At 60.5% G+C, this 11,998-nt stretch carries 8 protein-coding genes and 2 tRNA genes; 9 read left to right on the forward strand and 1 reads right to left on the reverse strand.

The features are described from left to right. From dnaA to PGC08_RS00045, 9 genes are all read left to right on the forward strand, one after another. The gene (gene dnaA, locus PGC08_RS00005; RefSeq protein WP_114384817.1) at positions 1-1,635 is read left to right on the forward strand and encodes a chromosomal replication initiator protein DnaA; all 1,635 of its coding nucleotides are present in this window, start codon (positions 1-3) and stop codon (positions 1,633-1,635) included. A 541-nt stretch (positions 1,636-2,176) separates the two neighbouring features. Continuing rightward, positions 2,177-3,316 (forward strand): DNA polymerase III subunit beta, encoded by a 1,140-nt coding sequence (gene dnaN / locus PGC08_RS00010; protein ID WP_009882741.1) that lies wholly within the window; start codon positions 2,177-2,179, stop codon positions 3,314-3,316. After that, the gene (gene recF / locus PGC08_RS00015; protein ID WP_009882740.1) at positions 3,317-4,441 is read left to right on the forward strand and encodes a DNA replication/repair protein RecF; all 1,125 of its coding nucleotides are present in this window, start codon (positions 3,317-3,319) and stop codon (positions 4,439-4,441) included. Further along, positions 4,438-4,950 carry a DUF721 domain-containing protein gene (locus PGC08_RS00020; protein WP_009882739.1) on the forward strand — a complete coding sequence of 171 codons (513 nt, stop codon included), beginning with the start codon at positions 4,438-4,440 and terminating at the stop codon, positions 4,948-4,950. The genes recF and PGC08_RS00020 overlap by 4 nt, the downstream gene beginning before the upstream one ends. A gap of 248 nt (positions 4,951-5,198) precedes the next feature. Continuing rightward, a complete protein-coding gene (gene gyrB / locus PGC08_RS00025; RefSeq protein ID WP_009882738.1) occupies positions 5,199-7,196 on the forward strand; it encodes a DNA topoisomerase (ATP-hydrolyzing) subunit B in 1,998 nt (665 codons plus the stop codon). A gap of 109 nt (positions 7,197-7,305) precedes the next feature. Then, complete coding sequence (gyrA, locus tag PGC08_RS00030; protein WP_009882737.1) at positions 7,306-9,864, forward strand: DNA gyrase subunit A; 2,559 nt, start codon at positions 7,306-7,308, stop codon at positions 9,862-9,864. Continuing rightward, on the forward strand, positions 9,861-10,685 hold the full coding sequence (locus PGC08_RS00035; RefSeq protein ID WP_236850572.1) for a DUF3566 domain-containing protein: 825 nt from the start codon (positions 9,861-9,863) through the stop codon (positions 10,683-10,685). The genes gyrA and PGC08_RS00035 overlap by 4 nt, the downstream gene beginning before the upstream one ends. Positions 10,686-10,924: 239 nt before the next feature. After that, positions 10,925-10,998 (forward strand) — tRNA-Ile (locus PGC08_RS00040). A 151-nt stretch (positions 10,999-11,149) separates the two neighbouring features. Beyond that, a tRNA-Ala gene (locus PGC08_RS00045) sits at positions 11,150-11,225 on the forward strand. Positions 11,226-11,284: 59 nt separating this feature from the next. Here PGC08_RS00045 and PGC08_RS00050 read toward each other — a convergent pair. Further along, positions 11,285-11,851, reverse strand: coding sequence for a CHAP domain-containing protein (locus PGC08_RS00050; RefSeq protein ID WP_271709202.1), 567 nt, complete (start codon positions 11,849-11,851; stop codon positions 11,285-11,287). Positions 11,852-11,998 lie beyond the last annotated feature (147 nt).

The following is an 11,998-nucleotide window of genomic DNA, read 5'->3' on the forward strand; positions in this document are numbered from 1 at the left end:
GTGTCGAATTCCAAGAATGAGCTCATCAGCCAATGGCGGACGGTGGTCTCGACCCTGGATCAGGACCCCAGTCTGACCGCCCACCAGAGGGGATTCCTCTCGCTCGCGCTGCCCAAGGCTCTCGTCGACAATGCTCTGGTCCTCCTCGCTGTCCGCGACGAACACACGCGCAGAACCATTGAGACTCGACTTCTCGGTCCTCTGACCAGGGAGTTCTCCCATGTTCTTGGCTTCGAGGTGACCTTCGGGTTCGTCGTCGATCCGGAACTCGATGTACCGATTCGGTTCGAAGATCTCATCGGGGAACCCACACCGGGATCACCGATCGAAATCGATCCGGAGACATCCACCTCGGCGATGGATTCCACGGGATCCCCAAGCTATGCGCCGACGCAGGCCCCAGCGTCCGAGCCGCAGATCCCCTCTCCCTACAACCGCGCGCCTCACCCGCAGCCGCAGTCACCCAGGTACGAAGACGCCGGGCCGGCACCCAGCAATGGGGCACCTGTGGAAAGGACGACGCGAGAGATGAAGATCGCCGAGGCGACCGCCGCCCAGTCGACTCCGCCGGTCGAGGTTCCCGGACTCGCCCAGCTCAACCCGAAGTACACCTTCGACACCTTCGTCATCGGCGCTTCCAACCGCTTCGCACATGCCGCGGCCTTCGCTGTGGCCGAGGCACCGGCCAAGGCCTACAACCCACTGTTCATCTACGGCGATTCGGGTCTGGGCAAAACGCACCTCTTACACGCGATCGGCTACTACGCAACGCAGCTGTTTCCTGAGATCCGAGTGAAATACGTCTCGAGCGAAGAGTTCGTCAACGACTTCATCAACACCATCGGTTCGTCGAAGACCTCGAATTCGCTGCGTCCCGCGTTCCAGCGTCGCTACCGCGAGGTCGACATTCTGATGATCGATGACATCCAGTTCCTGCAGGGCAAGGATGCGACGGTCGAAGAGTTCTTCCATACCTTCAACGCTCTGCACAATGAGGTCAAACAGGTCGTCATCACCTCGGACCAGCCGCCGAAGATGCTCAAGGGCTTTGAGGAACGGCTGCGCTCACGCTTCGAATGGGGTCTCCTCACTGACGTGCAGCCTCCGGATATGGAGACCCGTTTCGCGATTCTGCGTCGCAAGGCCGCCGGCGAGCAGCTCGACGTTCCCAATGACGTCCTCGAATACATCGCCTCGCGGATCTCATCGAACATCCGCGAGCTCGAGGGCGCACTCATTCGCGTGACGGCCTTCGCCAACCTCAATGATCAGCAGGTCGATGTGAGTCTGGCCGAGACAGTACTCAAGGACTTCATCACCCAAGACGACACCCCAGCCATCACCGCAGCCGACATCATGGGACAGACCGCTGCCTACTTCAGCCTCACCCTCGATGACCTGTGCGGCACGTCCCGGTCGCGAACGCTGACCACTGCCAGGCAGATCGCCATGTATCTGTGCCGTGAGCTCACGGAGCTGTCGCTGCCCAAGATCGGCCAGGCCTTCGGCGGTCGCGATCACACCACCGTGATGCATGCGAACAAGAAGATTCGAACTCAGATGGCCGAACGACGAGCGGTCTACACTCAGGTCACCGAGTTAACAAACCGCATTAAACAGCAACATCGCCTATAGAACGCGGTATACACATCTGTGGATAACCATGGGGACAAACTGCGTATCCTGGGGATAGAATGGTGGATAACTCCACGAAGTGAGTGGACGGCTGTGAACTACATGGATGTGCTTACCCAAGCGCCCACCGAAGCATGTGTGAGCGTACACAGGGGATCCACACCCTCGGAGATCGCCCAAGCCTTGATTACTAGGGCGTAACCGATGGTTGTCCACAAACTCCACAGGTGCTAATACTTCTACTCATTGAATGGAAGTAATAAGAGGGTGACCGCCACCGACTGCATCGGGTCGGTTGGGGAGCTCTCGAGTGAGAGCTCGAGACCCATTCTGAGCACTGCCATTTATTCGAACACACTGTCACAGCCGATTCTCGAATACGAGATCCCTGAGTTCTCGCTTGAGTCGGTGTCTGTCGACGTTCATGATGTTGGCTGCCCAATGCCGGGACGCTGATATTTCCGATAGGCTGTGTAAAGTTTTCCGAGCAACGTCAAGCCAGTGTCTTGAGTACGTCGGGTGGCCACCCCGAAGGAGTAAAGTGAACGCCGAAGCATCTCCCCTGAAGTTCAAAGTCAACCGCGATGTCCTTGCCGATGCGGTGACTTGGGCTACCAAGACCCTCCCCAGTCGTCCCTCCGCACCAGTTCTCACCGGCATCCTCATCACCGCCGAGGCTGGTGGCACGGTCCGGCTCTCCGTCTTCGACTACGAAGTCTCGTCCCGAGTGGAGATCGCGGCCGACGTGGTCACGCCCGGTACGGTCCTCGTCTCCGGTCGACTCCTCGCAGACATCTCCAAAGCTCTTCCGAATCAGGACGTCACCCTGGAACAGATCGATTCGAAGGTCGACGTCACCTGCAGCTCGTCTCGCTTCTCGCTGATGACGATGCCGGTCGGCGAATACCCATCGCTGCCGCAGGTTCCCGACGCTTCGGGAACGGTCTCCGCCGGGGAATTCCAGAACGCCGTCTCCCAGGTCACGATCGCAACATCGAAAGATGACACTCTGCCGATCCTGACCAGTGTTCGCGTTGAGATCGAGGGCGAGAAGGTCACACTCCTGGCCACCGACCGCTACCGGCTCGCTGTCCGTGAGTTCACCTGGAATCCAGGTCGCCCAGATGTCTCCGCCGTTGCCCTTCTGCGCGGACGGACACTGTCCGATGTGTCGAAGTCCTTGGGCGGAGATGTCACGATCGGCCTGAGCAACGATGCGGGCAAGGATCTCATCTCCTTCACCTCGGCGGGCCGAGTCACGACCTCGCTGCTCGTCGAAGGCGAATATCCGAAGGTGCGGTCGCTGTTCCCCGATTCTGTGCCGATCCACGCGATCGTCGAAACAGGCGTTCTGCGTGAAGCAGTTCGTCGTGTCTCCCTCGTTGCCGAGCGAAACACTCCGCTGCGCTTCGAGGTCAGCGACGGAATGCTCACACTCCACGCCGGCACCGGTGACGATGCCCAGGCATCGGAAGCCGTTGAGGCTGTGCTGCAGGGTGACCCGATCACCGTGGGCTTCAACCCGCACTACATCGCCGAGGGTCTGGCCGCGATCGAGAGCCCGTACGTGAACTTCTCGTTCACTCAGCCGATGAAACCCGTCATCATCTCGGGACAGAGAGATCTGGAATCGACGGCCGACGAATCGTATCGATACTTGCTCATGCCAACTCGTATCTGAATGTGGATATCCCGACTTTCGCTGCGTAACTACCGGTCCTATCCGGAACTCGACCTCGAGTTCGAGCCCGGAGTCACCACATTCGTGGCCGACAACGGAACCGGCAAGACCAATATCGTCGAAGCCATCGGGTATCTGGCCCATCTGCGTTCTCATCGAGTTGCCTTCGATGCGCCTTTGGTCAACGAGTCCGCGCAGACGGCGACCGTGTCTGCTCTCGTCAACCGCGATCAGCGTCACGCCACTGTGGAAGTATCGATTCAGTCGAAGGGCGCCAACCGGGCACGAGTCAACCGCTCTCCAGTGAAGATGAAGGAGATTCTGGGACTCGTCTCCTGTGTGGTCTTCGCGCCGGAGGATCTCAGCCTGGTGCGCGGCGAACCAGCTGAACGACGTTCGTGGATGGACACCCTGGTCGTCTCACGCAACCCTCGATATTCCTCGGTGATCACGGACTTCGAACGCGCGCTCAAGCAGCGCAATGCTCTGCTCAAACGTCTTCGTGAGGACCGTGACCCGGGACTCGAGGCGACCTTGGACATCTGGAACATGGCCTACGCCGACTCTGCTTCGGAGCTGGTCTACGGCAGGCAGCGGATCCTCGCCGACATCGTCGAGCCGCTGCAGAAGAACTTCGCCTATATCGCCGCCGATGCTCGACTTGAGCGTCAGGGAATCCAGGCTCGCTATGATTCGCGCATCGACTATTCGCAGGCCGAATCGGCCGCCGAATGCCGCGAGCTGCTGTTGGCCGCCCTCGAACGTCGCCGCACCACCGAGATCGAACGCGGTCTGACCCTGCACGGTCCCGGCCGTGACGATCTGGCGCTGACGATCGGAGACCACCCGGCAAAGGGCTACGCCTCACATGGAGAAACCTGGTCCCTGGCCTTGGCCATGCAATTAGCCGGATGGGACCTGCTCAGCTCCGATGCCGGATCTGCTGCCGAACAGCCTGTCCTTGTCCTCGACGATGTCTTCGCCGAACTCGACACCGGACGCCGCAACCGACTTGCGTCGCGCATCACCGAGGCCGAACAGGTATTCATCACCGCGGCCGTGGACGGAGATCTGCCCGAAGGGCTGGAAGGCCGAAGGATCGGGCAGGAGCGTCTGCAGTCATGAGCGGCATCCAGAAGGACACCTCAACTCCGGTGGCCTCACTTGAGGCTCTCGACCGGGTCCGACGGATGGAGGCGACCGAGGCAAAGTTCGTTCGCAGCCGTCGCCGCTCGCGACTGCGCGGTGAAGCCGTCTACAGCGGCGCAGGTAAGGACAGACGAGATCCGGCAGCGATCTCATCGGCCCTGGGGAAGCTGATCTCCGCCCGAGGTTGGTCCTCGTCGATCGACATCGGCAAGGTGCTGGGCCGGTGGCCGGATCTGGTGGGAGAACAGGTGGCGATGCACTGCAAGCCCGTCGACTTCTCCCCTCCTCTGCTGATCATCGCCGCGGACTCAACGACCTGGGCGACTCAGCTGCGAGTGCTTAAGCCGACGATCCTCAGAGCGCTCGAGGCTGGTCTCGGCTCACAGACGATCACGGAGATCGAGATCCGCGGACCTAGGGGGCGCAGCTTCAAGAAAGGCCGGCGCAGCGTATCCGGCCGGGGACCTCGCGACACCTACGGCTGAGCCTCAGAGCCAACCCGAACGACGGTGTTCGGAGGGACTTCAGCAAGTGAAATTCTGACTCGGCTAGAGCCGAGATCTGAAAAGCGATAGAGAGCCTTAAACGGCGATAGCCGGTCCCGTTCGTGCCCGGGGGTACATCTGAGGCTTGGAAAATCCGGAAATGCACCTTAAAGGGCCGCTTACGGGCATTTCCGGTCATGGCGCGGTAGAATAGGAAGCTGATAGCGCCCACCCTTACAAGGAGTCATATGACGACCGAGGATCTGCCCCATTACGATGCCGGGGATATTACGGTACTCGAGGGTCTCGAAGCAGTTCGCAAACGACCTGGCATGTATATCGGTTCGACCTCGGAACGCGGTCTCCACCACCTGGTGCAGGAAATCGTCGACAACTCCGTCGATGAGGCGATGGCCGGATACTGCTCCCACATCGAGGTGACGATCCTCGCCGATGGTGGCGTGAGAGTCGTCGATGACGGGCGCGGAATGCCAGTGGCGATGCACCCCACCGAGGGCAAACCCACCGTCGAAGTGATCCTGACGATTCTGCACGCCGGCGGTAAGTTCGGCGGAGGCGGCTACGCCGTGGCCGGCGGTCTCCACGGTGTGGGTTCGACAGTGGTCAACGCGCTCTCCGAGCGTCTTGAGGTCGAAGTCCGCCGTGACGGCTACTTCTGGAACATGAACTTCGAGAAAGGCGTCCCTACCGGTGAGCTCACCCGTGGTGCTGAAACCTCAGAGACCGGCACGATGGTTACCTTCTGGCCCGACTCGACGATCTTCGAGACCACCGACTTCTCGTACGAGTACCTGCGCGCCCGCTTCCAGCAGATGGCGTTCCTCAACAAGGGCATGAAGATCAGCCTCACGGACGAACGCCACGTCCAGGTGGATGACGACAATGTTCAGATCGACGAAGACGAAGAGACAGACGCCAAACCGCGTGAGGCTACCTACCACTACGAACATGGTCTGCTCGACTACGTGCAGTACCTGAATTCGACGAAGAAGGCCGATCTCGTCCACCCTGACGTCATCGTCTTCGAGGCCGAGGAAGCCGAAGAGACGCTGTCGCTCGAAATCGCCATGCAGTGGACGACGTCCTACAGCGAATCGGTCCATACCTATGCCAACGTCATCAACACCCATGAGGGCGGCACCCACGAAGAGGGCTTCCGCACTGCGCTGACCTCGCTGATCAACAACTACGCTCGTGAGCAGAAACTCCTGCGGGAGAAGGACGCGAACCTCACGGGTGATGACATCCGTGAAGGACTGACCGCGGTCATCTCCGTCAAGCTCGGCGATCCGCAGTTCGAAGGTCAGACCAAGACGAAACTGGGCAACTCCGAGGTCAAGGGCTTCGTCCAGCGCGTTGTCCGCGATGAACTCGGACACTGGATGGAATCCAACCCGGCTCAGGCCAAGGACGTCGTCCGCAAGGGACTCCAGGCATCCCAGGCGAGATTGGCTGCACGCAAAGCCCGGGAAGCCACTCGACGCAAGGGACTGCTTGAGTCTTCGGGCATGCCCGGCAAGCTCAAGGACTGCCAGTCCAAGGACCCCACGATCTCCGAAGTCTTCATCGTCGAGGGTGACTCGGCAGGCGGCTCGGCGACTCAGGGCCGCAACCCGAACACACAGGCGATTCTGCCGCTGCGCGGCAAGATCCTCAACGTGGAGAAGGCCCGCCTCGACCGAGCTCTGGGCAACAACGAAGTCCAAGCCATGATCACCGCCTTCGGTACCGGTATCGGCGAAGAGTTCGACCTCGAGAAGCTCCGCTATCACAAGATCGTGCTCATGGCCGACGCGGATGTCGACGGCCAGCACATCACGACGCTGCTGCTGACTCTGATCTTCCGCTACATGAAGCCGCTCATCGAGCACGGTTACGTGTATCTGGCGACTCCTCCTCTGTATCGGATCAAATGGTCGAATGCTCCTCATGAGTTCGCCTACACCGAGAAGGAAAGCGACGGATTGCTGGAAGCCGGTAAAGCGGCGGGCAAACGCCTGCCCAAGGACATGGCGATTCAGCGCTATAAGGGTCTGGGCGAGATGAACTACTCGGAGCTGTGGGAGACAACGATGGATCCCGACCACCGGCTGCTCAAGCAGGTGTCGCTCGACGACGGGATCGTCGCGGATGAGATCTTCACAGTCCTCATGGGTGATGACGTTGACTCGCGTCGACGCTTCATCCAGGAGAACGCGAAAGACGTTCGCTTCCTCGATATCTGATTCTCACCGTCGGTTCCCGGCCTGTGCCGGGAACCGACGGTCACACAGACTTTCATGAACTCAAGCACCGCCCTCATGCGCGGGTTAAGACACAAGGGAAGAGCCCACATTGGCTGACGAAAACGATATCGGAACCGAAATCAACCGTGTCGAACAGGTTGATCTCAATCTCGAGATGCAGAGGTCGTACCTCGATTATGCGATGAGCGTGATCGTCGGACGTGCTCTGCCTGACGTCCGTGACGGACTCAAACCAGTTCACCGGCGCGTGCTGTACGCGATGTTCGACGGCGGTTACCGTCCGGACCGCAACTTCTCCAAGTGCTCACGCGTCGTCGGCGATGTCATGGGCCAGTACCACCCGCACGGTGACTCGGCGATCTACGATGCCATGGTCCGACTCGTGCAGCCGTGGACCATGCGCTATCCGTTGGTCGCGGGACAGGGAAACTTCGGCTCTCCAGGTGACGATGGTGCGGCTGCGCCACGTTATACCGAGTGCAAGATGGCTCCCCTGGCTCTCGAGATGGTCAGGGACATCGAAGAGGGCACCGTCGATTTTCAGGACAACTACGACGGCCGTAACCAGGAACCGACGGTTCTGCCGTCACGGTTCCCGAACCTGCTGGTCAACGGTTCGTCCGGCATCGCTGTCGGTATGGCGACCAACATCCCACCGCACAACCTCCGTGAGGTTGCCGCCGGAGCGCAGTGGCTGCTGTCTCACCCCGAGGCCAGCAAGGAAGAGGCTCTCGAAGCACTGCTCGGCATCGTCAAGGGCCCGGACTTCCCGATGGGTGCAACCATCCTGGGTCGCAAGGGCATCGAAGACACCTACCGCACCGGTCGCGGGTCGATCACACAGCGTGCCGTCGTCGAGGTCGAAGAGATCCAGGGACGCACCTGCCTGGTCGTGACTCAGCTGCCCTACATGGTCAACCCCGACACCCTGGCTGCGAAGATCGCCTCCTACGTCAAGGACGGCAAGGTCGCAGGCATCGCGGATCTCCGCGACGAGTCCTCGGGACGAACCGGACAGCGTCTGGTCATCGTGCTCAAGCGCGATGCGGTGGCCAAGGTCGTCCTCAACAACCTCTACAAGCACACCTCGCTGCAGGAGAACTTCTCCGCGAACATGCTGGCGATCGTCGACAGCGTGCCGCGCACTCTCAGCCTGGACTCCTTCCTCCGTCTGTGGGTCAAGCACCAGGTCGAAGTCATCGTGCGTCGCACCGAGTTCCGTCTGCGCAAGGCCGAGGAACGTGCGCACATCCTGCGTGGCTACCTCAAGGCACTCGACGCCCTCGACGAGGTCATCGCACTGATCCGGCGTTCTCCCTCGTCCGATGAGGCTCGGTCGGGACTGATGGACCTCCTCGAGGTCGATGAGATTCAGGCCAATGCCATTCTCGACCTGCAGCTGCGTCGTCTGGCCGCCCTGGAACGCCTGAAGATCCAGGAAGAGGCCGAGAAGATCGAGCAGCAGATCGCCGAGTTCAAATACATCCTCGCAACCCCCGCCCGGCAGCGTGAGATCGTGTCGGAAGAACTCGACGAGATCGTCGAACGCTACGGCGATGATCGTCGGACCAAGATCATGGCCGGATTCGACGGCGATGTATCGATGGAAGACCTCATTCCGGAGGAAGAGGTCGTCGTCACCATCACCCGCGGCGGCTATGCCAAGCGCACGCAGAACCACCTGTATCGCGCTCAGCACCGCGGTGGCAAGGGAATCAAGGGCGCAAACCTACGCGGCGACGACGTCGTCGAACAGTTCTTCGTCACCTCGACACACAACTGGCTGCTGTTCTTCACCAACACCGGTCGTGTGTACCGCGCAAAGGCCTATGAGCTCCCCGAGGGTTCACGGGATGCCAAGGGCCAGCATGTGGCGAACCTGCTTGCCCTGCAGCCGGGCGAGACGATCGCCAAGGTACTCTCCATCCGCGACTACGAGGAAGCAGAGTTCCTCATCCTGGCCACGCAGTCCGGTGTCGTGAAGAAGACCCGTCTGAGCGAATACGACTCGAATCGCACGGGCGGCGTCATCGCGATCAACCTCCGTGAGTACAAGGGTCAGCCGGATGAACTGGTCTCGGCACGGATTGTGAGCTCCGAGGATCACCTCCTCATGATCTCCCGCAAGGGAATGTCGATCCGGTTCGCAGCCGACGATGATTCGATTCGTCCCCTGGGCCGCGTCACCGGCGGCGTGACCGGAATGAAGTTCAAGGGTGATGACGAGCTGCTGACCATGGATGTCATCCAGCCAGACACGTTCGTCTTCGTCGTGACTGAGGGCGGCTACGCGAAGCGGACCCCCGTCGACGAATACCGTCTGCAGGGCCGTGGCGGTCTGGGAATCCGGGTTGCCAAGATCACGGAACAGCGCGGAGACTTGGTGGGAGGACTCATCGTCGACGAGGGAGAAGAAGTCCTCGTCGTCATGGAGCGCGGTAAGATCGTACGGTCGAATATCGATGAAGTTCCGGCAAAGGGACGCAACACCATGGGTGTGGTGTTCGCGAAACCGGGCAAGAATGACCGTATTATCGCAGTAACGCGTGGACCCGAGACCGTGGTCGAAGAGCTAGACGAAGAAGCTGACGAACCAGAGGGCGAGGACGTGGAGCCTCAGACCGGCAGCGAGGATGTGGAAGAGTGAGCGACAACAAACAGCCAGGCTCAGGCAAGATCATACGCACGTCCAGTGGTTCGACCCGCTTGACAGCAGGATCGTCGAAGAACGATGACAAGGCTGGTGCTGCCGGCTCCGGCAATTCGGCGGGCTCGGGGAATTCGGGCAAAGCACCCGATACGACCCGGGTGGTGACCCCGCCTGCTCCTAAAGCTTCACCGAAGCCCAACAGGGCACCTTCAGCTGGGCAGCCCTCGCCCGGACAAACCTCGGGCGGGCCTGGTGGCTCGTCCTCGGCAGGGACCGCCACAGGCGGCTCTGCGCCTTCGAGCCAGGCCACAGGATCACCGAAGCAGTCCTCGGGAGGTGGCCAGTCCACCTCGGCGATGGGAGCCGCGGCCAACACCATTCGCGCCAGCTCCGGCAGCGTGAAAATGGGCGTCAAGAACATGGTCGACAGCGGCAAGGGCAACAAAAAGAAGAAGGGCCCGCGCACGGTCCGCCTCACCGTGTCGGCGGTTGACCCTTGGTCGGTCATGAAGATGTCGTTCCTCATGTCCGTTGCCATCGGCATCGCCACCATCGTGGCCTTCGTCGTTCTCTGGGTCGTCCTCCAAGCCACCGGCGTCATGAGCGGTCTGGAGACGACGATCGGTGAAATTGCCGGCGCGGAGTCGGCCGAGAAGATCGTCGGAATCTTCGGCTTCGGCCGAGTCGTGGCGGCCGGCTTCATCATCGCCGTCATCAACATCGTGCTGATGACTGCCCTGTCGACTCTGGCCGCGTTCATCTACAATATCGGATCCCTCATCGCGGGCGGATTCCATCTGACCCTGACCGACGACTGACCCACTCTGACCGACGTCTGAGGCCTGTGACCGCCTGTTTCGGCGCTCACGCCCCCTCATCGGTTCCTTTGCCAGAACGGCGGCCCGGATGCCCTCCACGGGAATTCCGGGCCGCCGGCAGACGTTTGTGAGACCTGGCAGCGCGTATGATGAGGGCATGTGAGGCGAGTCACTGTCAGCCGATTTGTGTTGGAATGACCGGTTGGGTATCGTTTTACTTCGGGTTCACCCCCTGAAAAGGGCCTATAGCTCAGGCGGTTAGAGCGCTTCGCTGATAACGAAGAGGTCCCTGGTTCAAGTCCAGGTAGGCCCACATCCTTTCGAGGAGGATCATGAAGAAATGGATTCTCAGTGGTCTCACACTTGTGGGACTCGGAGTATTCTTCCGGTGGCGGCACGGCAATCAGAGTGCCCAGGCCGAATGGTCCGAACACACCGACTCGGTGTGAAGGTGAAACCCTTCTGGGGGTATGGCGCAATTGGTAGCGCACCTGCTTTGCAAGCAGGGGGTTAGGGGTTCGAGTCCCCTTACCTCCACCAGACGATGAAGGCTCCGAACCGATATGGTTCGGAGCCTTCGTGGTTTTCGAGCGAGATTCTCAGGCTCGCCAGTAGCCGATGTATGCGTCGATCAGGCCATCGTAGGTGTGCAGAGTCCGGTCGCCGTTGAAGTTCTGGTGCCAGACCTGTCCTTCGTAGTAGATTCCGATGTGGCCGTAGCTGCTGGTCTGGGCACCATCGCCCCACACGAGGATGTCACCGTTCTCGAAGTTGTGGTCGGTGTTCCAGCTGAACCCGTTCGCAGCCATTTTCTTGCCGCCGATTCCGCCGTTTTGGTAGTCAATGGCATTTCCCCACGCGCCGTGGTCGACGCCATGGATTTCTTCGAGAGCTCGGGAGATCAGGCTCACGCATTCGCCCTGGTAGCCGCCCTTCGAGTTCTTAAGGCCCTGTCCTTCGTAGTGGTGGAGGAAGTCACCGGTGTTGTCGAACTTCACCTCTGCCGATGGATTCACCGGGGACGCTTGCCCGGCCTCGACGTTTGTTCCACCTGTGCTGGCAGTTGATGCTTCAGCGGCGGTGGCGACAGTGCTGGTGCCAAGCAAAGCTGCTGCGGCAATCGTCGCCGCTGCCAGGGACTTCGTGGTTACGGTCTTCAGAGTCATTCCTCATCCGTTCGCTCGGAGTGCCTTTGTGAGTGGAAGCACTGGACTTCCAGTCTCGACGCTAACAACGGAGTCGAAGGGACTCAGCCGCTGATGATGGGTGCACAGAGAACTGTGATGGGGTATCCGCGCCGTGTGCACATGCCG

This window comes from Brevibacterium sp. BDJS002, from assembly GCF_028201555.1.
In the GTDB taxonomy this organism is placed as follows: Bacteria; Actinomycetota; Actinomycetes; order Actinomycetales; family Brevibacteriaceae; genus Brevibacterium; species Brevibacterium aurantiacum.